The sequence below is a fragment of the Priestia sp. AB genome, assembly GCF_028369225.1.
Classification (GTDB): domain Bacteria; phylum Bacillota; class Bacilli; order Bacillales; family Bacillaceae_H; genus Priestia; species Priestia megaterium.
Genome location: NZ_JAQMYN010000003.1, coordinates 328,859 through 353,789 on the forward strand (window position 1 = coordinate 328,859; position 24,931 = coordinate 353,789).

Below are 24,931 nucleotides of genomic sequence, written 5' to 3' on the forward strand. Positions count from 1 at the left end.
TCATTTTTCATTATATATACTATAAAAGAATAACGATTTATCCCATTTGTTAACTTGCTTTTCTTTTTTCATGCCAATTCTTTCAGCCACTTTAATCGATGGGAAATTGTCAGGATCTATTAATGATATAATCTTCTGAAATTTCAGCGTATGAAGTCCATAATCTAAGCAAGCTTTTGCTGCTTCACTCGCATAGCCTTTGCCCCAGCGGCTGCGTAAAAATAAATAACCAAGTTCTGGATCTACCTTTCCGTCTACTTTTTGAAGAACCATGCCACACTGCCCTAGAAACTCTCCTTTCTGCTTATCCTCAGCGATCCACATGCTAATGCCGTACGTTTGATAATGCTGCTTCATCCATTGAATCCAGCGGCGTGTGTCTTGTTCGCTTTTAGTAGAAGAATAATACTTCATTGCTTCAGCATCCTCAAAGATTTTCAGTAAATTTCCTGCATCGCTTTCGGCCATGGCTCGCAGCGTCATTCGTTCTGTCTCAATAATCGTATGAATCCTCTCCTTTCTTACATTCCAACATCTACTATCTTTATTATCCGCTACTATTTTCTTTTCGTAAAGTTTTCCTTTTTTTATTTAAATGAACGAGAAAAAACGCACCAAAAAAGGCTGCTACACACAGCCCTTTAATCTGGATCACACGTTTTCCCGTACCGTAATACGTTATATATAGCACGTCCATCACTTGCAGTTGTCTCTGTATATTGAATTGGCAGCAGTGAGAAAATAACATAATAGACTGAAAAATAAACAAATTGATAGCAAAATATATCTTCAGGCAAAATATTAGCCATAATTAATCCATTTATTATAAAAATAGTAAGCAAATTAAACAGTACACCGCCAGCATACACCACTGCATGAGAAATGCGACTGTCATTCTTAAGATTTTCATATTTACAAAACGAGTCTAAAAAATAGACTGACTTAATTTTAAACTTCCCCATTTTAAGAATCGTTTTCCCTCGCCCAATAGTAAAATCGACCTTCCCTCCGAAAATAATTGCCATGACGGAATGCCCCAGCTGATGAACAAATGATACAAGTGGCAATACAAGACAGAATGACCACACAAATTTTGGAAGATCATTTAACCCAAACACCTTTATCCCTCCTTTTTGTTTCTTCTCTCTACTTTTCCTCCCCGTTTTCACTTAAAACTACATTTAATTTCTTTTTTAAAACTCATACGAAATAACTAGCATATACATCATGTCTTATGAACTAGATAAAACCCGATATATGTAGCTTATGAAAAATACATTTTTCGAAAAATAGTTGGCGTAACGTTTTCCTGTTCTTTGAAACGCTTGATAAAGTAGCTTGGATGTTCATACCCTACTTGTCTTGCTATATCTTGTACAGAGATTTGGTTGTTTTTAAGCAGCAGTTTCTTTGCTTTTTGAATCCGCACGCGCGTTACGTATTCAAACGGCCGGATGCCAAGAGATTGTTGAAAAAGCAAACACGTATACTGCTCCGTTACGCTGAGCTGCTGCGCCAGTACTCCTAGCGTTAACGGCTGATGATAATATTCCTCGATATAACGAAGGACTGGGTTTAGCTGAGTAATTTGCTGCAGGCGACTTTTGCTTTCTATATATACGCTGTCTTGGCGAAGTTTTAAAATGACGCTGTATAGTAGTTCAGAGCACTGCATGGTGCTAGAGGTATGATTTTCTTCTAAACGATTCATTAGTTCTTGAAGCATCCTGTAAAGACTTTCAGCATTTGTAAGGACGATTTTTCCCGAATTAATAAATTGAAGAGAAAGCATAATATCATCAATCACACTTCCGTTAAAAGAAACCCAGCATACTTGCCATTCGCTCGTAACGGGATAGTATTCGTGCGGAACGTGCGGCGTCAGAAACATCCCTTCATTTTCTTTTATAATATAAACCTCGTCATTTACACGAAGTTCGCCTCTTCCTTTTATACATTGAATCCATTGATAATCAGGAAACTCTCCCTGACGCTTAATATGCGTTTGGTGTCTCCAGCTTCCAGCGCTTGTAACATAGAATGGCAGCTTCATATCTTCATCTGAAAGAGCCGGAAAGTACATACAGTCCATATTACTTCCCCCTTTTTATGTGAATATAGTTATATTATCATGAAAATAATTAGATTGATAAGGTTTTCAGAAAACGTTATCATTTTCATATAAACTAATAACCTAGTACTTTAGAAATGAGGGATCGACATGTTAAAAACCGGCAAGAAATTTCATTATACAGCACCTGCAAACGGATACCCTGAATGGAATAACAACCCTGAAATTTTTCAATTGAACCGTTCAAAAGCACATGCTTTGCTTATGCCTTATCAAACGGTCGAAGAGGCCTTGAAAAATGATAGAAAATCTTCTGTTTACTATCAAAGCTTAAATGGCAGCTGGTATTTTCATTTTGCTGAAAATGCAGATGGCCGCGTCAAAAACTTTTTCGCTCCTGAGTTTTCATATGAGAAATGGGACTCTATTTCAGTCCCTTCACACTGGCAGCTGCAAGGATATGACTATCCTCAATATACAAACGTGACATACCCTTGGGTTGAAAATGAAGAGCTCGAACCTCCTTTTGCACCGACTAAATATAACCCTGTCGGTCAGTACGTCCGTACTTTTACACCTAAATCAGAATGGAAAGATCAGCCCGTGTACATCAGCTTCCAAGGCGTCGAATCTGCTTTTTACGTATGGATTAACGGTGAGTTTGTTGGATACAGCGAAGACAGCTTTACTCCAGCTGAATTTGATATAACTTCTTACCTTCAAGAAGGTGAAAATACGATAGCAGTAGAAGTATATCGCTGGAGTGATGCAAGCTGGCTTGAAGACCAAGATTTTTGGCGAATGAGCGGCATCTTCCGAGATGTGTATCTTTACTCTACTCCACAGGTTCACATCTATGACTTTAGCGTTCGTTCGTCGCTTGATAACAACTACGAAGATGGTGAACTTAGCGTTTCAGCTGATATTTTAAATTACTTTGAGCACGATACTCAAGACCTAACATTTGAAGTCATGCTGTATGACGCGAATGGCCAAGAAGTACTACAAGCTCCGCTGCAAACAAATTTAAGTGTGAGCGATCAACGTACAGTCTCCTTGCGTACACACATTAAAAGCCCTGCAAAATGGAGCGCAGAAAGCCCTAATTTGTACACCCTTGTACTCAGCTTAAAGAATGCTGCTGGTTCTATTATTGAAACAGAAAGCTGTAAAGTTGGCTTCCGTACGTTTGAACTAAAAAATGGCCTCATGACAATCAACGGCAAGCGCATTGTACTTCGAGGAGTGAATCGCCACGAATTTGATTCAGTAAAAGGCCGGGCAGGCATCACGCGCGAAGACATGATTCACGATATTTTGCTGATGAAGCAGCATAATATTAACGCGGTGCGTACATCCCATTATCCTAACGATTCAGTATGGTATGAACTATGTAATGAATACGGACTGTACGTTATTGATGAAACCAATTTAGAAACGCACGGAACGTGGACTTATTTACAAGAAGGTGAGCAAAAAGCCGTTCCAGGAAGCAAGCCAGAATGGAAAAAAAACGTATTAGATCGCTGTCGTTCCATGTACGAACGTGACAAAAACCACCCTTCTATCATTATTTGGTCGCTTGGAAACGAATCATTTGGCGGAGAAAACTTTCAGCATATGTATACCTTTTTTAAAGAAAAAGATTCCACGAGACTTGTTCATTATGAAGGAATCTTCCATCATCGCGACTATGATGCTTCAGATATAGAAAGCACGATGTACGTTAAGCCAGCAGATGTAGAGCGCTATGCATTAATGAATCCGAAAAAACCTTACATCTTATGTGAATACAGTCATGCAATGGGTAATTCATGCGGAAATCTGTACAAATACTGGGAGCTGTTCGATCAATATCCGATCTTGCAAGGCGGTTTTATATGGGACTGGAAAGATCAAGCTCTTCAAGCAACAGCAGAAGACGGTACTTCTTACTTAGCTTACGGGGGAGATTTTGGTGATACTCCTAACGATGGTAACTTCTGCGGAAACGGCTTAATCTTTGCTGATGGGACCGCTAGCCCCAAAATTGCAGAAGTAAAAAAATGCTATCAGCCCGTAAAGTGGACAGCAGTCGACCCTGCAAAAGGAAAGTTTGCCGTTCAAAACAAACACTTGTTTACAAACTTGAACGCCTATGATTTTGTTTGGACTGTTGAAAAAAACGGTGAACTCGTTGAAAAGCATGCATCTCTTTTAAATGTAGCTCCTGATGGTACAGACGAACTGACGCTTTCTTATCCTCTTTATGAGCAAGAAAATGAAACTGATGAATTTGTTTTAACTCTTTCTCTCAGATTGTCTAAAGATACAGCCTGGGCTTCAGCTGGATATGAAGTGGCGTACGAACAGTTTGTACTGCCTGCAAAAGCCTCTGTGCCTTCAGTAAAAGCTGCTCACCCTGCTTTAGCCGTTGACCAAAATGAACAAACGCTTACGGTTACTGGAACTAACTTCACGGCTATTTTTGATAAGCGAAAAGGGCAGTTTATTTCTTACAACTATGAGCGCACCGAGCTGCTTGCGTCGGGTTTCCGTCCGAATTTCTGGCGTGCAGTAACCGATAATGACCTCGGAAATAAACTGCATGAAAGATGTCAAACGTGGCGTCAAGCAAGTTTAGAACAGCACGTAAAAAAAGTGACCGTTCAGCCGCAAGTTGACTTTGTTATCATTTCGGTTGAACTAGCTTTAGATAACTCTCTTGCTTCTTGCTATGTAACGTATACGCTATATAACGGTGGTGAAATGAAGATTGAACAATCTTTAGCACCTTCTGAGACAATGCCTGAAATTCCTGAAATCGGCATGCTGTTTACGATGAATGCGGCTTTTGATTCTTTAACGTGGTACGGAAGAGGACCTCATGAAAATTATTGGGACCGTAAAACTGGCGCTAAGCTGGCCCTTCATAAAGGCAGTGTAAAAGAGCAAGTTACACCGTATTTACGCCCTCAAGAATGCGGAAATAAAACGGACGTTCGATGGGCCACTATTACAAACGATCAAGGGCGCGGCTTTTTGATAAAAGGTTTGCCAACAGTCGAGCTGAACGCTTTACCTTACTCACCTTTTGAACTGGAGGCTTACGATCATTTTCACAAATTGCCGGCAAGCGATTCAGTAACCGTGCGGGTTAACTACAAGCAAATGGGCGTTGGCGGAGACGATAGCTGGCAAGCTAAAACACATCCTGATTACACACTATACGCTAACCGCTCATATACAAACACGTTTACGCTAAAACCTCTATAAAAACAAAAAGGACTTTCATTTGAAAGTCCTTTTTACTTATGATGTCACCTCTGGCTTTCGCTGAGAAAGTAAAAATACCGTAGCGATAATAAGAATCGTACCTAACCACTCCGTCCATCCAAAGGTCACATGAAGCCATAGAACAGAGAGCGCCGCTGCTGATAAAGGTTCTGCTGACGCAAGAACAATGGCTTCAGAAGCGCTAATATGCTTCAAGCTTTCCAAATAGCAATAAAATGCAATGAGCGTTCCGAAGATGATTACAAATAACACCGCACACAGCGACAATAGCGACCACTCACCTGCTATATGCCACGGCGGGTGAATAAATGAAAAACTTGCGCCGCCTATCACCATTCCCCAGCCTACTACTTCAATTGAGCTCCATTTCGCAAGAAGACGCTTAGGCTGAAGCGTATAAAAAGCAGACGTCACAGCTGCCCCAATTCCCCAAAACAACGCCCACCCTGTAATAGACAGCTCGTTAAAATTCCCGCTTGTTGCAAGAAAAAAGGTCCCTGTTATGACGAGCACAACAGAAATCATTTCTACTTTCACCGGCCACTTTCTTGCTTGCACAGCTAAATAGCCAATAATAAATATTGGCGACGTATATTGAAGCACTGTAGCTGTAGCAGCGTTTCCTGCTTCAATAGCTGCAAAATATGTATACTGCACGCCGAGCATACCGATTACACCAAACAAAAGCAGCGAAGTCCTCTCTTCTTTTGTTTTCCAAATTGCAAAAATATTGCGCTGCTTAGAGGCTATTGCCAAAAGCAGCAATCCGGATACTAACATACGAACGACGACCAGCCACTCTGCGTTAAAACTTTTATGCTGAAATAAATATTGAGCCACCGTGCCAGATACTCCCCACATTGTGGCACCAATGATTACAAGCAGCAGCCCCCATGCTCTTCTAGATGACGTTTGAACTCCTTCCACTTGCCATTCCTTCTCTCTTTTTCATATATATTTAACTTACCTCGCTCTTCTTTAACGGTCAATAGCAAAAAAAGTCGAAGCAATATGCTTCGACTTTTTTAAATGCTTTTATGAAGTAATTTCTTGAGTAAAGGAAATAGCACATCGGGAAGTTCTTCGATGTTTGGTACTAGAATACTATATTTCCCGTACATATTTTGAATGGTTTTCTTTTGTCCTTCATCAATTTCCCCGTTGGATAAAAAGACGTTGATGACTTCAATTCCGTGCTTGCGTGCTTCTAATACCGCTTCGTGCGTATCTACAATACCATTTTGTTCATATCCCATAGCGGCTGGTTCACCGTCTGAAAACACAAGTAAAAACTTCTGCTGTTCAGAACGCTGAAGCAAGCGGCGTGTCATATGGCGAATGGCAAATCCATCACGGTTGTCTTCTTCAGGCTCAAGCTGCATAATTTCAGGACCGCTTTTACGCTTTAACGATGCTTGAAAGTCCATAACTGTCTGCAGGTAGTTAGGCTGGCTCGTTTCGGTGGCATCATTTGTATCTTCCCAAAATCCTACAATTTGATGAGGCACCATAACAGACTTTAACGCTTCATGAAATAGCGTAATCCCAAGCTTCGTTTCATCCATTTTGTCGTACATTGATGCGGAACAGTCAACTAAAAGAGAAAAGACAGCATCAATTTGCGCAGAATCTTCATCTTTTTTATAAAACAAACGAGGATTGTCGTCTGTCCATAGTTTTAGAAGCTTTTTATTTAATCGGCCAAAGTGCAGCTCGCTTCTAGGAAGCGTTTTTTTATGTTCAAGGGTTTTTTCAATCATTTGCTTTAATTTTTTTTGATACGATGCAATAATTTTTTTATTCTCATCATACTGAACAACGTGATCGTCGTTCGGAAGTTTAGAATCTATAAAAACAGCATAGGCATGCTTATTTTCTTTCCCATACTCATAATCCGCTTCCCCGTCTTTTTCCGGATGCGTTTGCTCCATGGCTTCGATTTGAGAATAATCGTTCCGCGATGTTTTTTGAGAAGACCCTTGCACCATGCCCATTGCTTGATCTCCATCGTCGCCTTCACGAACACCATCGCCTAGCATGTCTGTTTTTGAGCCTTGATCCATATCAAACTGTAGAAAACTTTGCGTCGCTTCGCTTGTCTCTCGATGCCACATTTCTATTTTCTCTTCGTGAATGTCTTCATCTCCGTCTTTTTCATGCTCTAAAATATCATCGTTCACTAATGAATCTTTACGCTTTAAATCTTCAAATGTTAACCCTTCTTCTAACTGATCATACTGGAGTTCAGCCAAGAAGAAATAAGTATTAAGCATATCTTTTTCAATAATATCATCAAAAACATCTAAAAGTTCAAGACAGATGCGCGATACATCTTTTGTTGTTTTAGCTTCATATACATTTGTTAGCTGTCTGCGAATAAAAGGCATCGCTAAATTAATCGATTCACTCATTGAAGGAATTTCTTCAAATGGATTTTCGGCCGTCAATAGCAAGTAGATGCCGTTAAAAAGTGCATCCGTATACACGCTTTTTGTTAAATTTGCGCTCATTTGTGTAGCAAAATATTTTCTGTAGAGCTGTCTTCTGACGGCGAAGGCTTTTTTCGTTCCAGGACGTTCGCGTTTGCATACTTCTTCTAAACGAATATCTTCAAAAAGCATAAACAGCTGCTTAGCTAAGCCAGGTACCGAGGTTTTATTTATTTTCTTTAAATATGCATTAATTTCTTTGAAGTTTGAATGCTTATAGCTTCCAATACTTCTTAAAAATACATCACTTTTTAAGCCGTACACTTTGTCTTCTTCTGGACGGTTATCCCAAAAGTGACTGAGATAAATAATGCCGTGTACAGGATCATAATAAGAAGAAACGCGATACTCTACTTCAATTTCATCATTTTTTGTTAAGGTTTTCGTTAAATCTGCCAGCTCCATATAGAGAAAGGAATCTACATTTTTATCGTTAAATTTAATAAATCGCATAGCGCCACTCCTTACTCAAATAATGTTTCAGCAATATTTTGAATGGCGGCTTTTTCCCTTTCATCTTCTAGCTTTTCAATAATACCGCGTCTAATCGCGCGAAGAGGCGGCATATAAAGAGCTAAATCACACGTATCGATAAGCGCACGAATAGACGCAGCTTCTTCTGATACATGGCCGCTTTGAACTTGAGTAATTAAATCCGCAGAGAGCGTGACAAATTTATCAATTAATTTTTCGTCTTTTAACTGAGACTGAGACATCAGAACTTGCTTTAAGCTGCCTCCTTGAATATACGGCACTTCAATAACAACAAAACGATTTTTTAACGCTTCGTTTAATGGAACAGTACCAACATACCCCTCATTAATAGCCGCTACTACGCCGAACGTTTGCTGACCGCGTACTACATCTCCAGTGAATGGGTTCGTAATCATTTTTCGGTAATCAAGAACCCCGTTTAAAATAGGAAGTGTTTCAGGTTTAGCCATGTTAATTTCATCAATATATAGTAAATGGCCTTTTTTCATTGCCTGAATAACAGGTCCTTCCACAAACTCAATACCTGTTTTCCCTTCTTGTTCAGCAATTGTTTTAAAACCAAGCAGCGCTTCTGCATCTAAGTCAACCGAGCAGTTAACGCTATGCATCGGCTGAGAAAATAAATGCGACAGCGTTTCAGCAAGCTTTGTTTTACCTGAACCTGTTGGTCCTTTTAAAAGTACGTTTTTCCCTAGTGACAAGGCAATAATGGCATCTTCTAAAATATCTGCTTCTTCTGCTGTATAGCCGCCTTTTCCAATTAATAGCTGATCAGCATCGGACAAGTTTTCATATTTACGATTCGCTAAAAGCGAAAGAACCTCTTGTGGTAATGATAATTGTGATAGTTGAATTGACATAACAAAAATCCTTTCTTTCTGCATACTTTCTATAGTTTACTAAAAAACATTCTTCTTCTCAAAGAATTGCTTTAACTACGCTTTTCTCTAAGGTTTCCGATAGAAAAACCGCAGTCTTTAAACATATATTCAGTAAAAAAAAGTAGGTTATTCACCTACTTTTTTACGATTTTATAGTTTTTATGATTAACGACTGTTTTCATGGATTCGCCCGTTTCAGCATCTTTTCCAAAATCTACGATAACCGAATTGTCTCGCACTACCATAACAATTCCTTTAAATCCTTTATAGTCGCCTTTTTTTGGCTGAATTGTATCGCCAACTTTAGCTGCTTTGACTTTAGGTGCTTGTTCTTCTGTACCTTGTGTATTTTCTACGTCCATCATGACCCCACCTTTTCCAATTTACCGTGTTTTTTATAAGTGAAAACACAATTTAATTTACTTTTTGTTGAAAATACTTAGTTTATTTTCCCACAAACATCCATGGTTAAACACCATGTGTTTGTCCATTTTTATTTTGCAAACAAACGCTGTATTTTTTATTATGTATGTAGCTGTTTTTTGTAAGAGCACATCCTTGTTCTATCATAACATTTTCTGTTTCCTTCGAACACCAATTACCCTTTAGTTTTTAAAAAAAATGAAAAATCACACGGAATTATGTCGAATTTCATATGGTTTTCTTTTTAATATGATAAGCTATATATCGTATTTTAAGCATCTTTTATCTATTACATACGATTTTTGATAAAAAAACCGAAACTTTTATCCACAAATTGCGTTGATTAAATGAAAGGGGGAGAAAATGGCACAACAGCATAACTTTGAACACATTTATAAACAGCACATGCATGATTTGCTGCGCTATCTTCTCTCTCTTACTCGCAGAAAAGAATCAGCGGAAGATTTAATGCAGGAGACCTTTTACCGGGCACTTTTACACTTAGAAACATATAAAGGCGAGGAAGTGAAACCTTGGCTGTTCAAAATTGCTTATCACGCCTTTATTGACTGGTATCGAAAAGAAAAAAAACGCCCTACTGTCGAAATAGAAGAATGGCACTTTACTCCTCAGCCAAGTGCTGAAGAACAAGTGATGATTCAAAGTGAAATCGACGGCTGGCTTTCTGATGTATCTGCTTTGCCTCCGGCTAAGCAGAATATTGTACTGTTACGAGATTATCACGGCTTCACATATGAAGAGATTGCAGAAATGACTGGCTATACTCTGTCAAAAGTGAAAATGGACTTGTATCGTGGTCGTCAACAATTGAAAAAAAGAAAGGAAGAGGACGGATGAGCTGTCAAGATATGAAGCATCAATGGGAAAAATATAAAAACGGCACTTTGACAGACAAAGAAGCAGAAGCACTTGAAGAACATACGGAAAATTGCGAAGCATGCTCAGCTCATTTGGAGCACTTGCTAACCGAAGATGAACCGTTACCGCCAACTTCATCAGCTACTTCACTAAGTGACGATACGATGTGGGATAATAAAAAAGTTAAAAAGTCCATTTATATCGCCAAATGGAAGCAGCGCCTTTCAAATGTGACAACTGTCATTGGCTCTGTCGTTCTGCTATGGATAATCGGCAGCTTTTTATCTATTGTATATTATCATCAATCAAAAACCGAATACATAAACAGCGTGAATCAAGCGGCTATCGAATCTGCTTTTCCGAACGTTCATATACGTGAAACCACTTCTGATACACAGTCCTTTTTCCGCATGCAGTCGCAAATGGAAGCTTATAAGCAAATTGGACGTGAAGAGCAGGCCATTGGGACATTTACATTTCATCAGCTGTTTGATAAAACAAGCGGTGTAGAAAAAGCATTTTCCGGCGGCAAATACGATCTTAACCTTTCTTTTGTCTATCCTGATCCCAAAAAACTAAAGCTACATGCAAAAGAGTATAAGCAATGGACAAACGAAACATGGAAAGCGTTAGAAAATCTACCAAAAGGAACGGTAAGCGAAGTGGCTATTTCTTTTGATGATACGTATTCGCTAAAAGAAGTTCAGCAAAAAATGAACGCCATCGACAGCCGTGATTTTTCTACCTCTTGGTACGCGCTTAATACAGGGCACGAACAAAAAACAAGCACAAAAGATGAGCCATTAATTGACTTAACATCAACCTTTGGCTTTCCAGAGTTTTTAGACTTACCTTACGATCACAAAGGAAATCAAACCCACTCTACTAGCAAGTCGAACGTTTTAAATATGATGAGACTATTAGCCGATAATGAAGAAACGGTCCAAAAAGTTCGTCAGCTAGACCATTCTGATCTGTTGCTAAAGCAGCGATATTCTTATGTAAAAAAACATGGCGTCGGTGTGTACGGCGTTGTGATTACAGGGCCTACAAAAAAGCTTCTGAAATTAAAAAATGATCCGTCGATCACATATGCGTCACTTGGAGATGTAGAGCTATGGAATTGGTTCAGTCGTCCCTCATCAGGTACCTTAATGAATCAGTAGAGGCTGAGACAAAAGTATAGCAGTGGAAGAAAAATCCGAACGATGAATCAAGACTCTTGATGGAGAATCAAATTCGTTCGGATTTTTTTATGGATAGAGTGAACGTAGGTTTCATATATGCAGTGATGTCGTTACGTCTCGGCCTCTTTTTTATTCATTCGTTAATTGTTCAAACCTTTTCACCGCTTCGCTTTTATCAAATGAACTAAACCATCGATAGTCTTGGTCATCTAAAATGCGATAGTGCTGACTAATCATATTTTGCTGCAGACGAAAAGAGCCTTCTTTTTGAATTTCTTTCCACCATACTCTTCCTCCGAGCGTTTTATCTTTTGGAGAAGATACGCCGTTATGAGCAATGATTTCTACTACTTCTAAAGGAACATCTCCCAAAACCGATTGAAGGATTTCACTGTCACCAAACAAACCGCATACTGCAACAGTGGTCGTCCACCCTGCTTCCGTGCGCCCTTTTTCAATTTGAACCAATGTTTTTTTGGAAATACCAATGACTTCAGCCATTCTGTCTTGTGAATAGTTTCTTTCTAAACGAATTAATCGTATTTTATCCGATACTGATTTAATTACTTCTTGTTTATTCATTTTCACAGCCCTTTCTTTCTATACACGTACATTTCTTTAGTGTAATATTACACCTAACTAAAGAAGAGTTTCAAGCGTTTCCCTTCGTCACAAGACGGGGAAATATACTGAAATGGTTTTTGTACACTAAAACAATTAAAAGGAGTTGAGAATATGTATATCATTGTATGGGCTATGCTTGTGCTATACGCCTTGCTGCTAGCTCCGGGAGCAAGCGCCGGTAATGATTTGCTGTTTAAAAATCTTATCACCGGAAATTTTCAGCAGGTAGATCCGCTCGTGGTTATGGTATTCTCTTTTTTAGGACTTTTCCCAGTATTGTTTATGGTAATGATCTGTAAAAAAGATACATACAAACTGCCTGGATGGCCATTTTCTCTTCTATCATTTGCGCTTGGAGCTTTTTCTCTTTTGTTCTATTATCATTGGAAAGGACAAAAAGTTCGAACACGTTCGCGTATTCCTTCACGTTTCATTGCTATCATTTCTTCTCATTTATGGATTGGACTATGCTTAGTGCTCACGATTGCAGGTTACGTATACGGACTATCCGTAGGTTCAATAAAAGCTTATGGAGATGCTTTTATGCAGTCACAGCTTGTTAGTGTGATGACCGCTGATTTTTTTGTTTTAACGTGGCTTTCTTATTCCGTTATGACAAAAGAAAGGATAGCATCCCGGCCTTACCTTCTTTTATGTTTCATTCCAGTTGCGGGCCCTTTTCTTATTTTGTCACTGCTTCCCCGCCAAGATGTTAGAGAAGAAAAACTTTAAATAAAAGTCTTGCGTTCCATTCATTATTCCGTTATAATCATTTCTTGTACGATGAAAGTTGATTAATTAGAAAACATTTATATATCGGCATCTTATTTACATTTGTTATACATACCTGCGCTGTGCGTATACTCATGTTGTCTTAAACCTTTGAGTGTTAAAAGGGAGCTCAAAATTTAGCTGCAGATAGCACGCCCTTCTTGGGACGCTAAACCCGGCTATGAGGGCACCCACCTAGTAGATCTGGGTATTTAAGACACTTAGGGTTACGGCAGTGCGGGCTTATTTTTTAGTTAGCTGTAGCTAGCTTTTTTTATTTTTCATTTTACTAGTTTACATAATTATTTTATTGTTAACTTATATTTTTTTTAGACATGTATGTTTTATTTATCTTCGATTGAGGAACATAAAAAGTAATAAAGGAGATGAATAAAATGAATGAACAAAAAATTGCTAAAAAAGTAAACGAAGTATTAGAAGGAAATCGTGTAGGAACATTAGCCACAGTTGTAAACAACAAACCCCACTCTCGCTATATGACATTCTTTAGCGATGAAGATGGTATCGCTCTTTACACACCAACAAATATCAATACACATAAGGCAGAAGAAATCGAAGCCAATCCGAACGTGCACGTACTATTGGGCTACAGCGGCGAAGGATATGGCGATCAATACTTAGAATTATCTGGTACAGCTGTTCTTCGTACTGGTGATCAATTAAAAGGGCGTATATGGAACGATCACATGAAAGAATGGTTTGACGGTCCAAATGACCCTGAGTATGTTGTTCTTGAAATTACGCCGAACGAAATTCGCTTTATGAATGAAGGCGAAGAAACTCCCCAAACTGTTCAGCTATAATAAAAAAGCGCACAGTGTGCGCTTTTTTTATTTTCCTACCGCTTCTTTCAATTGAGCTGCTTTTTCTTTTGGAGACGCTGCTAAGCTAATCGCGGTAATAATAGAAACGCCATCTGCACCTGCCTCTACTACTTGTTTGGCATTTTCAGGCGTGATGCCACCGATTCCTACAATTGGAAAGTCAATATTCTGGTTTCGCACTTCTTCAATTAACTTTGTACCTTGCACTGCTTTTGCGTCTTTTTTTGTAGAAGTAGGAAAAACAGGTCCCATTCCTACATAATCTGCCCCGTCTTTTATCGCTTGCTGCAGCTCTTGTACATTATGAACAGAGACGCCTACAATTCCTTTTCCTATTTTCTCTCGAACAATATGAGCTTTTTCATCTTCCTGTCCAATATGAACGCCATCTGCTTGTAAGCGGATCGCTAAGTCAAGATCATCATTCACAACAAAAGGAACGCTGTGCTGCTGACAAATTTGCTGAAGTTCCTTCGCAAGCTGATATTTCGCTTCTCCTGTTAGGGCACCCTCGCCTTTTTCACGAAATTGAAACACGGTAACTCCGCCTTCAATTGCTTCTTTCAACACTTCTTTCGGATCTTTTGTACAGTTATTGCTGCCCATTATAAAATAAACTTGCAGCAGCTTTTTGATTTCTTCGTTTGTCATTTTCCGGCTCCTTTTAACGTTGATGTACTCTTGCATATGATTCAATATCCTGCCCAGATAAAAGATGAAGCTGATTTAACAGCTCAATTTGAAAGCTTCCCGGTCCTTCTTCACCTTTTTTCGCTGCGGCGATTTGACCTGCCACTCCGTAAAAACTTAAAGCAGCAACGCTTGCCTCGACATATTCTTTTTCTACAGCAGCGAAAGCTCCTATAATTGATGTCAGCAGACACCCAGTCCCCGTCACTTTCGTAAATAACGGGTGACCGTTGTCTACTGTATACGTTGTGTTTCCATCTGTGATTACATCTTGTTTACCCGTGATAACAATCACTGTATCTAATTTGTTCGCTGCTTTCTCAGCAAGTTCAATGACGTCTCCTTGCCCTTCTAATGAATCAACGCCTTTAATGAGCCATGACTCGCCTACTACATTCGCAACTTCAGCAGCGTTACCACGAATAACTGCAATATTTAATTCTTCTACAAGCTGACGTGCTACTTCTGTACGAAACGGTGTCGCTCCGGCTCCTACAGGATCGAAAATAACCGGCACGCCATTTTCATTTGCAGATTTTCCTGCTATTCTCATCGCTTCTACTTCTTGAGCCGTCAGTGTACCCATATTTAAGACAAGCGCTCCGGCGATTCGTGCCATGTCAGCCACTTCTTCCTTCGCATAAGCCATAACAGGTGAAGCTCCTAGTGCAAGCAGGCCATTTGCTGTAAAATTGGTTACCACAACATTCGTAATATTATGAACAAGCGGACTTGTATCTCTTACTTTTTCTAATTGAGCTGAAATTTTACTAATATCCATATTCTCTCACTCTTTTCATTTAGTTTTAACACAGCAAAAAAAGACAAAAAAGCACCTTGCATGCGCAAAGTGCTTTGGTATGTACTCACATTCCCTGCGCTGGCATTATCCAACAGGTTCAAATGGTCAACAGGCGTCCCTGTACTCTCAGCCTGCCCCGCACAAGCTCCCATACTATTCTTGTTACGTTTAAAGTTTACTATTAACCTTTTTTATTTGCAACCATTACACTGTTTTGCCGATAAAATAAAGCTTCTCTATAGGCTGAGTGCCATTGTAAACCTTACACCTTTACTAAAAGAATAATCAAAAGACCTCCAGTAAGCTACTCGAGGTCTTCAATTCCCTAGGAATTCTATCATTTTTTCCTTATGGTTATTTCTCTTGAACCGCTTGATTTCTCACAGCTGTTTTTCTGTCCTTCCCTGCTCTTAAAGATAAAAGAAAACAAAGCAGCAGTACAAGTGCAGCTGATACGTACGGATAATTAATGTTTATATCAAAGAGAAAGCCTGCTACAACTGGTCCAATAATATTCCCAAGACTTGTATAAGCAGAATTTAGTCCGGCTACATACCCTTGGTCGTCTTGTGCCATCATCGACATTTGCGTGCTGATTGCCGGACGTAAAATATCTGTTGCTAAAAAGACGATGAATGTCACAACAATAATAAGCCAGTACGTGTGCACAAACAGCGTAAGTAAAATAAAAAGTCCCGTCATCATCAAGCAAAACGAAATCACTCTTTTTTCACCAAACTTATTTAAAATCCAGCCAAAAATCGTAACCTGCACTACAGCCCCCGCAATAGAGCCAAACGTAATAACAAACGCAATATCTTTTGGCGTAAAGCTAAATTTATGATCAACAAATAGTGAAAAAATCGTTTCATAATTGGATAATCCAAACGATGTCACAAAAACAATAATTAAACTTAGAAAATAAGGTTCTTTATAGGAATTCATAAGCTGCAGTAGCAGCCGATCTTCTTTTGGATTCTCATTGTTTGAAACAGCATGATTTTGTACAGGACGAGACTCTGGCAAAACAAAAAGCGTAATCACTGCAGCCAAGCCTCCTGCTACTGCGGCCATATAAAATGGTACACGCATGCCGTATTCAGCTAAAAAGCCTCCAATACCGGGCCCAATAATAAATCCTGTTGTAATCGCCGCCGTCACATAGCCCATTCCTTTAGCGCGTTCTTTAGCAGACGTCACGTCCGCTGTATAGGCCATAACAGCAGGCATAATAAGCGCGGCCCCGACCCCGCCTAACATTCTCGATACAAATAATAAAAGAGGTGTACTCACTGAACCAAAGAACCATTCAGACAAGGCAAAAACAATCATTCCCGCTACAATAATTTTCTTTCTCCCTAACGAATCTGATAACCGGCCCGCTAAAGGTGAAAACAGAAATTGAGTTAGTGAAAACACCGCTACTAAAAGCCCCATCACGCTGCCGTTGATATGAAGCTCCGTCATATATGTTGGCATAATTGGAATAACGAGACCGATTCCTGTAAAAATAATAAAAATGTTTAGCATGAGCAGCAAAATCGCCGCTCGATTTCTTAACAATAATGACATATAAACCTCCTGATTACAAAAATACTGAACGTTCGGTCTATAAAAATACAAAATAATGAGGGATTACTCATTACCGCAATAAGCATCCCCGATTATTTAAGAAGACCTTGCTATAATTCCGTTTAAAAATACATCGATTGCTGAATGATAAAGCTGCAGGGCATTTTCCGTGTTCGTTTTTCGAGACATGCGGCTCATTCCAACAAACAGCCCTTCTAAAATCACTGCAAGCTGTTCTGCATTTTTAGGAGAAAACTCTCCTTCATCAATGCCTTTTTGCAAAAGTTCCCGGTTAAACTCCACGTGTCGTTTCACCATCTCATCAATTCGCTCTTCGATGTCGCTGCCCTTTTCCTCGTTGTTAAAAAACTCATCGGCCGCTTTCGTAAGAGGATGATTCAAATCATCTAAAATGATTTGCTCCGCAATTCCAAAAAGCTTATCTCTTGTTGTTTTGTAAAGAGACTCTCTTTCTTTCCAGTTTCGTTCCCACTCGAGATCCCATTCGTCTATTAAATAGAGAAAAAGCCCTTCTTTACTTTTAAAGTGATAATAAATATTCCCTTTACTGCTTCCCGTAGCTTCTACAATTTCCTCAATAGATGTAGCTTTATAGCCTTTTTGAGAAAACAATGCTTTAGCGGCATCTGCCACTTTTCTTTTGGTTTGTTCACTTTGAATCTTTTTTTTATTCAAGCTATTTCCACCGCCCCGCACATTTATTATTTATACTGAACATTCGTTTTGTATTATCTGACACCTATACTACATAGGAAAAACCTTTTTGTCTAGTGAAAAAACCTAGTTTATACCTTTTTATATGAATTATGACAAAACAAAAAATAAATAGGTGGAGACATAACTCAATCAACCGCTTGAAGCAACTACATATATGAAACCTACGTTCACCATCACCATGACAAATCCGAACGAGTTGGATTCTTCATCAAGAATCTTGATTCCTCGTTCGGATTTTCCTTCAACTAAAATACTTTTGTCCCATCCTCTTTTAATCATTCAATTTCTTTGTCATAAATACACTGTATGGGTCTTCTTTGTAAGTAGAAAACGGTTCGCACTCGTAAAATCCAAAACTGGCGTACAGCTTTCTAGCCGGTTCAAAAGCAGACGCGGATCCTGTTTCTAAGCTTAAGCGTCGGTACCCTCGTTTTTGTGCTTCATTTATTATGTACTGCAGCAGCTTCCTAGCAATTCCTTTTCGCAAATGAGCCGCGGCTGTTCGCATCGATTTAATTTCTCCGTGGTGCTCATCTAACTCTTTTATAGCCCCGCATCCTGCTAGCTGGCTGTCTTCCCACACGCTCCAAAACGTAATATCACGGTGTTTTAAGCTTTCAATATTTAGAGCATGAATACTTTCAGGGGGTGAATGTAGGTTCATTCCTTGAAGGTGAGAACTTACTAGTTCAATAACTTCATTGTTCGTTAAGTGGTCTCTTTTTATTTTAATCATTTTCTCTTCCTTCCTGCTACTAAAGGGTGGTCAACTACAAACCGACTTATGAATAAATTCACTGCCGACCTTTAAAAATCCTTTTATACACTCCCTTCTTTTTCTCCAGTTATTAAAACCGACTTTGCCAAGCAGATATTTCATACATTGTTAAACGGAGGTGAAATTCGTTGAAGAAGGTTTTATTTTGTCTTGTCCCTCTTTTGTTTTTATTATCCGCCTGCTTTAGTGATCCTGTTCAAGATGATTTAATCGACTATAACAACCAAGATTTAAAAAAAGCCGCTCAGCTTGAAAAAGAAGCGATTGACGCATACGATTCTGTTACAGGCGCTAACTACACAAGTGACGCGGTGATGTATGATACGATGACGAGTGAAGTCATTCCTACCTATCGTAAATTTGTTGACGAACTAGAAAACATCGATGTAGAAACCGACGATCTTCGAAAGGTTCATGAAGGCTATATAAAGGCTGCCAATACCCAGTATAATGCTTTCATTAAAATTGTCAGCGCTTTAGAAAAGCAGGACCGCAACCTTATTGCTGAGGCAAACGCTATGCTTGATAAGGCACGAAAAGGCATACGCGATTACAATGCAGCTATTAAAAAGCTGGCTAAAGAACATGATGTGAAAATTGAAGAACCAAAAACACAGCGAGAAAACAGCCTATAGTTTTGATACAAAAAGAAGGTCTCTAAAAATAGTAAGAGACCTTTTTTCGTATGCTGTTTCAATTTCTCCACGTTCGTTCGATAAATGAAGAAGAGTATTAGGAAATATTGCTTAACGATGCATAATAAGAGGCAATAATTTCTTCATCTGAATGCGGAATTTCGTTGCCTTTTACAAGCTGAGCGCCGTTAATACAGCCGCTTGTGAGTAAAATAATATCATTCGGCTTTCCTAAAGAAAGCGACTTTAATACTCCTTCTGTTCGAGTAGGGGCACGGTGAATATTACTTGCGCTTGGATTTGAAAAACCCGTCATTACTTGATCTACAATTACGTTCGGATCATGATGACCTGGATGATCAACAGTTACGACAATTTCATCAGCATTTCCTTCAATGACACGCGCCATTTTAGGCATTTTATTAAAATCTCGAATGCCAATCCCTGCAATCATGACAATTAGCTGGTTATACTCCATCTTTTTTACTTCTTCTACTAAACGCGTAAGGGCAACAGGCGTATGGGCATAGTCTAAAATCACTTTTTGGTTATTAGGACCTTCCATCACTTGAAAGCGCCCTTCTGGACTTTCCAATTGAGGAAGCACGCTAATAATATCCTCAATATGGTATTCAAAGTGAAGAGCTGTACCAATGGCCGCTAGCACGTTAGCAATGTTGTAATCGCCATATACAGGCACTGCTACTTTGTATGACTGTCCTTTATACAGTAAATCAAAGAAAGAGCCCCCTTCTTTGACAGTAATATTTTTTGCTTGCAGAGTGGCCTCCGCATTATTTAATAAGCTATACGTGACTTTAGGTCCTTCAAATAGCCTGCTTAAGTCTTTACCCATGTCCTGATCATCTATATTAATAACGGCATGTTTTGCCTGCTGAAATAATTTCATCTTGCACTTTTTATAGTGTTCAAACGTTTTATGATACTCTAGATGCTCTTCTGAAAGATTTGTGTGAATGGCTACATCAAAATAAATATTTTCTACTCGCTGCTGATCAATCGCAATTGAAGATACTTCCACCACTGCCGCTTCGTCGCCTCTTGTATACAAATCATAAAAAATTTTATGCAAGTCTACCGATTCAGGTGTTGTAGGCGTACTTTTTTTATAAACTAACTTCTTCTTTGATGACCAAATGCCGGTCGTGCCAATCGATCCTGTCGGCAATTTTAAAAGGGTTAAAAGCGACCTTACGTAAGCTGCTACGGTTGTTTTACCATTTGTACCTGTAACGCCAATTGTCTCAATTTTTTCATCCGTATAATCAAAATACATTTTAGAAAAAGATGCCATTACTTTGCGAACGTCGTCAACTGCTAAAAACGTACAGTGAGAATACTGAGTGCTCAAAAGACGCAGCTCCTCAATGCTTGTCCCAAAGACTGCTACGGCTCCTCTAGCTATAGCTTCTTTAATATATTGATGTCCATCTTCATTTTCACCTTTTATACTAAAAAATACTGATCCGTCGTGAACCTGCTTTGAGTGATATGTCAGATAGTTGATCGTTTGAGATGCAGGCCCAAAAATATGTTTAATTGATAAGTTCATTAATGTATCAAAGTGGATGTTCATAGCTATTCCTCACAGTGTATAAATTTTATTTTTAATGTGTTCTAAAAGCCCTTAAATACTCTTTGAAGGATACTTTTTCTTTATTTCCATTTATAAAGAACTTTCTACAATTCAATCTTTTTATTTTGCTTTCATGTGTAGAACGAAAATAAAGAAAAGACGGATCACTATTTTTTAAAACTAAAAGTATATAAAATATGGATGAACTGTGTATATCATACTAGCAGCAAAAGCGAAGTATTGTAGTAAAATATTCCCCCTATACGTGCAAAACGAAACCATTCTCTAAAATAAAATAATTTCATAGAGTAAGTTGAATCATGATAAATACTTGAACGTGGGGTAAGAAAGATTACTGTATTAATCAGTGCCTTCCTTTGCAAAATAACAAAGAAAACATCATAATAAAAGATGCGCATAACAGCGTGAATGACTCTGTTTTGAAAGGATGGACTACAGCAAATGACGCGTTCTCTTTTAGACATTGAACCACTTCCTCTTTTATTTTATCAACAGCCTACACTTGAATTAGCTCAGTCGCTGTTAGGATGTCTTCTTGTTCACGAAACGGCGGAAGGAACTGCATCTGGTTTCATTGTAGAAACAGAGGCTTATAAAGGGCCTTTCGACCGAGCAGCTCATAGCTTTAATAACCGGCGCACAAAAAGAACGGAGGTAATGTTCGGTCCTCCTGGTCATGCCTATACGCATACAATGCATACACATTGTTTACTCAATGTTGTAAGCAGCGACATCGATTGTCCAGAAGGCGTCCTCATTCGAGCTATTGAGCCATTTAGCGGAAAAAATTTGATGAAAAATAGACGTCGAGGGATGGAAAACGAAACAAATTGGACAAACGGTCCTGGGAAACTAACAAAAGCACTAGGGGTTTCAATGGATTTGTACGGTCATGATTTAACCAGCCCTCCTCTTTATATTGCTCGTGGCTTCACTCCTTCAGAAATTTCCGCCGGACCTCGCGTTGGCATTGATAATTCTGGTGAAGCGAAGGATTACCCTTGGCGCTTTTGGGTTGCCAATCACCCGTTTGTATCGAAATTCAGGTGAACAAAAGGCGAATTGATTTATTAACGAAAATAAAAGAAGCACCTCTTTTTAGAGATGCTTCTTTTTGCTTACGCCCACCACATTTGTGAGGGAGTTTCTTCAATTAATACACTTTGTAAGTTTGTAACCGCGCGTTTAAATCCTTCCTCAATCGACATGATTGGATCTTCGTGCTCAATGCTGACTACATAATCGTATCCGTATGTGCGAAGTGCACTCATCATATCAGACCACTCTTTTACATCATGTCCGCATCCTACGGATCTAAACGTCCATGCACGCGTTTGGACTTCTCCGTATGGCTGCATATCTGTCAGGCCGTACATGTTAATATTATCCTGATCCAAGTACGTATCCTTTGCATGGAAATGATGAATGGCATTTTCTTTTGCTAAAATTTTAATAGCTCCTACCGGATCAATTCCTTGCCACCATAAATGACTTGGATCAAGGTTAGCGCCAATCGCTGGACTTGTTTTTTCTCGAAGCTTTAGGAGCGTATACGGAGTATGAACTAAAAATCCGCCGTGAAGTTCTAAACCAATTTTTACATTATGCTCCTCCGCTAGTTCTCCAATTTCTTTCCAATAAGGAACAAGCTTATTTTCCCATTGCCAATTCAATACGTCTCCATACTCGTTAGGCCAGGGAGTAACAGGCCAGTTTGGGTACTTCGCCTCTTCGTGATCTCCAGCTGTTCCAGAGAAGCAGTTAACCACTGGAACATCTACTAATGATGCTAGTTGAATGGTCTTGCGAAGCGTTTCGTCAGATTCTTTTGCAAAACTTGCCTCAGGTGAAATAGGATTGCCGTGGCAGCTAAATGCGCTGATTGTAAGTCCGCGGTCTTTTATCTGCTTCATATATGCTTCTCTTTTTTCTTCATCTTCAAGCAGCTCATCTAGCGGACAATGGCTGTTTCCCGGATAGCCGCCCGTTCCGATTTCAACAGCATGAAGACCTGCTGCTTTTACTTTATCTAACATCTCTTCAAAAGAAAGATCCGCAAATAAGACCGTGAATACTCCAAGTTTCATTTTAATTTCCCCCTGTGCGATATATTTCGTCAATAATAGCTGAGACTTGAAGCGCTTCTTGTGGCTTTACCACTAATTCAGCATTTCCTTTACACGCTTCAACGAAATTTTCAGCCTGACTCAGGCTGTAATCATCTTCTCCATCTATCCAAGGTGACGTACTGTTCATGAGCATACCGTTTTTAGACGTGTATAGTTCAAATGGAAACACGCTTAAACCGCCCTCTACCCCTGATATGCTTACGTGCTCTTCATCATCTTGGATATTAGCAGCCCAAGAAGTTTCTAAAAGAAGCGACGCTCCATTTTCAAATTTAATATAGGCCGTTACATGATCATCCACGCTGAATGTTTCATGATCAAATGCTCCCCATTGATTTAATTGGTTAGGCGTTTTACTCAGGTCATTATATGTACTTCCCAGCACTTCAGTATGCTCTGGGTTTCCCATCAGCCAAAGCGTTAAATCAAGCAAATGGCAGCCGTAATCAATTAAGCTGCCTCCTCCTTGAAGATCTTTGTTCGTAAATACTCCCCAACCGGGAACCTTTCGGCGACGCATTGCTCTGACACGTGCAACTAATGGGCGCCCTACCTCTGTCATCATTTTTTTCGCAGCCTGCGCTTCTTTCATGAATCGGTAATGATACGCAATCGCTAACTGCTTACCCGATTCTCTAGCAGCAGCAAGCATTTCTTCACCTTGCTCTTTAGACATTGCCATTGGCTTTTCACATAGGACGTGAACGCCTGCTTTTAGCGCTTCTACTGCAAACTCGGCGTGAAATTTATTCGGTGTACAAATACATACAGCATCCACTTCTTTAAACATATCTTTGTAATCAACAAATACGTGAGGGATATTATGCTCATTGGCTACCTCTGTGGCTCTTTCACTATTAATATCGCTCAGCCCCCAAATCACACATTCATCACCGAGTTGTTTGAATGCCGGGATATGCCTGCTTACAGCAATCCCTCCTGCTCCGATTATGCCAATTCTCACGTTTTTCACCTCTTACACGCGCGTAATTTGTTTCGTTTGACTTGATTTTAAAGCTGCTAAAATAACAGCAAGTGATTTTAATCCTTCTTCACCAGGAACAGGAGATTCTTTATCTTCTGCAACTGCCTCTACAAATTGTTCAATGACGTGAGAATTACTTTGTCCGCCTTCATCGTTCGACTGGATTTTTCCTAATTCATAGTTCACCACTTCACCCGTTGCATATTGTGCAACTAATGAATACGTCGGATCGTCCTCTAAACGAAGAATCCCTTTCTCTCCGTAAACAATCGTGGAGTTATCTTCTTTTCCATTGTAAGCCCAGCTTGCCGCAAGCGTCCCGATAATCCCGCTTTGCGTTTTTAATACGCATACAGCATTGTCGTCTACATTTGCAAAGTCTTTTGCATTGCTTTCTACAAATGCACCGACTTCTACAATTTCTTCATTCAATATGTAGCGGAGCATATCAGTTTTGTGAACTCCTAAATCCCCCATAGCCCCAATAAACGCTTCGTCTTTTTTGAAGAACCAGCTGTCTTTTCCATCCACGCTCCAACCTTCAGGACCACCGTGGCCAAAAGCCGTACGGAAACTGTAAATTTTACCGATTTCCCCTTTTTCAATAAGTTCACGAGCTTTTTGATGAGAAGCTACAAAGCGCTGATTATGTCCGATCATTAGTTTTTTACCGTTTGTTTTTGCTGCTTCAATCATCGCTTTCGCTTCTTCTTCTGATGTTGCCATCGGCTTTTCACACAGGACATGAACTCCGCTGTTTAACGCTGCAACCGAAATAGGCGCATGAAGATAATTGGGCGTACATACGCTCACTGCTTCCACTGTACCGCTTGCTAAAAGTTCTTCGTAGTTTGTGTAAACTTTTACACCGTACTGCTGTGCTACGCTGTTTGCACGTTCTGTGTTTATATCGCAAACGGCTACTAATTCTACTTGTTCATTCATCTTATATTCTGGTAAGTGACGGTGTTGCGCAATGCTTCCGCACCCAATAACGCCAATTTTTACTTTTGCCATCTTTCCTATCCCCTTTGCTTAAGCAT

25 protein-coding genes, 1 other RNA gene and 1 riboswitch are annotated in these 24,931 nt (G+C 39.4%); of the genes, 8 read left to right on the forward strand and 18 right to left on the reverse strand.

What is annotated here, in order from left to right; genetic code table 11:
• The 3 genes from POF52_RS11325 to POF52_RS11335 form a co-directional block, all read right to left on the reverse strand.
• Positions 1-483 carry a GNAT family N-acetyltransferase gene (locus POF52_RS11325; RefSeq protein ID WP_176584744.1) on the reverse strand — a complete coding sequence of 161 codons (483 nt, stop codon included), beginning with the start codon at positions 481-483 and terminating at the stop codon, positions 1-3.
• A gap of 158 nt (positions 484-641) precedes the next feature.
• Positions 642-1,118, reverse strand: a complete 477-nt coding sequence (locus POF52_RS11330; protein ID WP_013082995.1) for a site-2 protease family protein — start codon at positions 1,116-1,118, stop codon at positions 642-644.
• 146 nt (positions 1,119-1,264) lie between these two features.
• Entirely contained in the window at positions 1,265-2,092 is an 828-nt protein-coding gene (locus tag POF52_RS11335) for an AraC family transcriptional regulator (RefSeq protein WP_271992693.1), read from the reverse strand.
• A gap of 129 nt (positions 2,093-2,221) precedes the next feature.
• Between POF52_RS11335 and POF52_RS11340 the strand changes: the two genes are divergently transcribed.
• The gene (locus POF52_RS11340; protein ID WP_271992695.1) at positions 2,222-5,326 is read left to right on the forward strand and encodes a glycoside hydrolase family 2 TIM barrel-domain containing protein; all 3,105 of its coding nucleotides are present in this window, start codon (positions 2,222-2,224) and stop codon (positions 5,324-5,326) included.
• A gap of 36 nt (positions 5,327-5,362) precedes the next feature.
• On the opposite strand, the gene POF52_RS11345 is transcribed toward POF52_RS11340, so the two are convergent.
• From POF52_RS11345 to POF52_RS11360, 4 genes are all read right to left on the reverse strand, one after another.
• The gene (locus POF52_RS11345; RefSeq protein ID WP_025752193.1) at positions 5,363-6,274 is read right to left on the reverse strand and encodes an EamA family transporter; all 912 of its coding nucleotides are present in this window, start codon (positions 6,272-6,274) and stop codon (positions 5,363-5,365) included.
• Positions 6,275-6,372: 98 nt separating this feature from the next.
• A complete protein-coding gene (locus POF52_RS11350; protein WP_271992698.1) occupies positions 6,373-8,289 on the reverse strand; it encodes a vWA domain-containing protein in 1,917 nt (638 codons plus the stop codon).
• 11 nt (positions 8,290-8,300) lie between these two features.
• The gene (locus POF52_RS11355; protein WP_043982189.1) at positions 8,301-9,215 is read right to left on the reverse strand and encodes an AAA family ATPase; all 915 of its coding nucleotides are present in this window, start codon (positions 9,213-9,215) and stop codon (positions 8,301-8,303) included.
• A gap of 131 nt (positions 9,216-9,346) precedes the next feature.
• The gene (locus POF52_RS11360; protein ID WP_013056869.1) at positions 9,347-9,577 is read right to left on the reverse strand and encodes a YkvS family protein; all 231 of its coding nucleotides are present in this window, start codon (positions 9,575-9,577) and stop codon (positions 9,347-9,349) included.
• Positions 9,578-9,998: 421 nt separating this feature from the next.
• Here POF52_RS11360 and POF52_RS11365 point away from each other — a divergent pair, with 421 nt between their 5' ends.
• A complete protein-coding gene (locus POF52_RS11365; protein ID WP_016763958.1) occupies positions 9,999-10,493 on the forward strand; it encodes an RNA polymerase sigma factor in 495 nt (164 codons plus the stop codon).
• Positions 10,490-11,680 carry an anti-sigma factor gene (locus POF52_RS11370; protein WP_271992706.1) on the forward strand — a complete coding sequence of 397 codons (1,191 nt, stop codon included), beginning with the start codon at positions 10,490-10,492 and terminating at the stop codon, positions 11,678-11,680. The genes POF52_RS11365 and POF52_RS11370 overlap by 4 nt, the downstream gene beginning before the upstream one ends.
• 150 nt (positions 11,681-11,830) lie before the next feature.
• Here the strand turns inward: POF52_RS11370 and POF52_RS11375 are convergent, their stop codons facing one another.
• On the reverse strand, positions 11,831-12,283 hold the full coding sequence (locus tag POF52_RS11375; RefSeq protein WP_028408681.1) for a helix-turn-helix transcriptional regulator: 453 nt from the start codon (positions 12,281-12,283) through the stop codon (positions 11,831-11,833).
• Between the two features lie 153 nt (positions 12,284-12,436).
• Between POF52_RS11375 and POF52_RS11380 the strand changes: the two genes are divergently transcribed.
• From POF52_RS11380 to POF52_RS11390, 3 genes are all read left to right on the forward strand, one after another.
• Entirely contained in the window at positions 12,437-13,057 is a 621-nt protein-coding gene (locus tag POF52_RS11380) for a hypothetical protein (RefSeq protein WP_271992708.1), read from the forward strand.
• 109 nt (positions 13,058-13,166) lie between these two features.
• Positions 13,167-13,344: non-coding RNA, 6S RNA (ssrS, locus tag POF52_RS11385), on the forward strand.
• Between the two features lie 147 nt (positions 13,345-13,491).
• Entirely contained in the window at positions 13,492-13,920 is a 429-nt protein-coding gene (locus POF52_RS11390) for a pyridoxamine 5'-phosphate oxidase family protein (protein WP_013082985.1), read from the forward strand.
• Between the two features lie 27 nt (positions 13,921-13,947).
• On the opposite strand, the gene thiE is transcribed toward POF52_RS11390, so the two are convergent.
• From thiE to POF52_RS11420, 6 genes are all read right to left on the reverse strand, one after another.
• Positions 13,948-14,592, reverse strand: coding sequence for a thiamine phosphate synthase (gene thiE, locus POF52_RS11395; protein WP_013082984.1), 645 nt, complete (start codon positions 14,590-14,592; stop codon positions 13,948-13,950).
• A 13-nt stretch (positions 14,593-14,605) separates the two neighbouring features.
• Positions 14,606-15,412 carry a hydroxyethylthiazole kinase gene (thiM, locus tag POF52_RS11400; protein WP_013082983.1) on the reverse strand — a complete coding sequence of 269 codons (807 nt, stop codon included), beginning with the start codon at positions 15,410-15,412 and terminating at the stop codon, positions 14,606-14,608.
• Positions 15,413-15,486: 74 nt separating this feature from the next.
• Positions 15,487-15,595: riboswitch (TPP riboswitch) on the reverse strand.
• Positions 15,596-15,787: 192 nt separating this feature from the next.
• Positions 15,788-17,005: an MFS transporter gene (locus tag POF52_RS11405; RefSeq protein ID WP_013056861.1), complete on the reverse strand. Its 1,218-nt coding sequence runs from the start codon at positions 17,003-17,005 to the stop codon at positions 15,788-15,790.
• 96 nt (positions 17,006-17,101) lie between these two features.
• Positions 17,102-17,701: a TetR/AcrR family transcriptional regulator gene (locus tag POF52_RS11410; RefSeq protein ID WP_176584752.1), complete on the reverse strand. Its 600-nt coding sequence runs from the start codon at positions 17,699-17,701 to the stop codon at positions 17,102-17,104.
• 171 nt (positions 17,702-17,872) lie between these two features.
• Positions 17,873-18,022, reverse strand: coding sequence for a hypothetical protein (locus POF52_RS11415; protein ID WP_016763951.1), 150 nt, complete (start codon positions 18,020-18,022; stop codon positions 17,873-17,875).
• Positions 18,015-18,479 (reverse strand): GNAT family N-acetyltransferase, encoded by a 465-nt coding sequence (locus POF52_RS11420; protein WP_013082980.1) that lies wholly within the window; start codon positions 18,477-18,479, stop codon positions 18,015-18,017. Before POF52_RS11420 ends, POF52_RS11415 begins: the two co-directional genes overlap by 8 nt.
• A 170-nt stretch (positions 18,480-18,649) precedes the next feature.
• Here POF52_RS11420 and POF52_RS11425 point away from each other — a divergent pair, with 170 nt between their 5' ends.
• Positions 18,650-19,156 carry a hypothetical protein gene (locus POF52_RS11425; protein ID WP_176584753.1) on the forward strand — a complete coding sequence of 169 codons (507 nt, stop codon included), beginning with the start codon at positions 18,650-18,652 and terminating at the stop codon, positions 19,154-19,156.
• 97 nt (positions 19,157-19,253) lie between these two features.
• Here the strand turns inward: POF52_RS11425 and POF52_RS11430 are convergent, their stop codons facing one another.
• A complete protein-coding gene (locus POF52_RS11430; protein WP_271992715.1) occupies positions 19,254-20,753 on the reverse strand; it encodes a UDP-N-acetylmuramoyl-L-alanyl-D-glutamate--2,6-diaminopimelate ligase in 1,500 nt (499 codons plus the stop codon).
• A 462-nt stretch (positions 20,754-21,215) separates the two neighbouring features.
• On the opposite strand from POF52_RS11430, the gene POF52_RS11435 reads away from it, so the two are divergent.
• Positions 21,216-21,824: a DNA-3-methyladenine glycosylase gene (locus tag POF52_RS11435; protein ID WP_271992718.1), complete on the forward strand. Its 609-nt coding sequence runs from the start codon at positions 21,216-21,218 to the stop codon at positions 21,822-21,824.
• A 68-nt stretch (positions 21,825-21,892) separates the two neighbouring features.
• On the opposite strand, the gene POF52_RS11440 is transcribed toward POF52_RS11435, so the two are convergent.
• From POF52_RS11440 to POF52_RS11450, 3 genes are read right to left on the reverse strand one after another with little or no spacing between them, the layout of a single operon-like run.
• A complete protein-coding gene (locus tag POF52_RS11440) occupies positions 21,893-22,861 on the reverse strand; it encodes a sugar phosphate isomerase/epimerase family protein (RefSeq protein WP_013082974.1) in 969 nt (322 codons plus the stop codon).
• Position 22,862: 1 nt separating this feature from the next.
• Positions 22,863-23,867: a Gfo/Idh/MocA family protein gene (locus POF52_RS11445; RefSeq protein ID WP_271992720.1), complete on the reverse strand. Its 1,005-nt coding sequence runs from the start codon at positions 23,865-23,867 to the stop codon at positions 22,863-22,865.
• Between the two features lie 12 nt (positions 23,868-23,879).
• Positions 23,880-24,905 (reverse strand): Gfo/Idh/MocA family protein, encoded by a 1,026-nt coding sequence (locus tag POF52_RS11450; RefSeq protein WP_271992722.1) that lies wholly within the window; start codon positions 24,903-24,905, stop codon positions 23,880-23,882.
• Positions 24,906-24,931 lie beyond the last annotated feature (26 nt).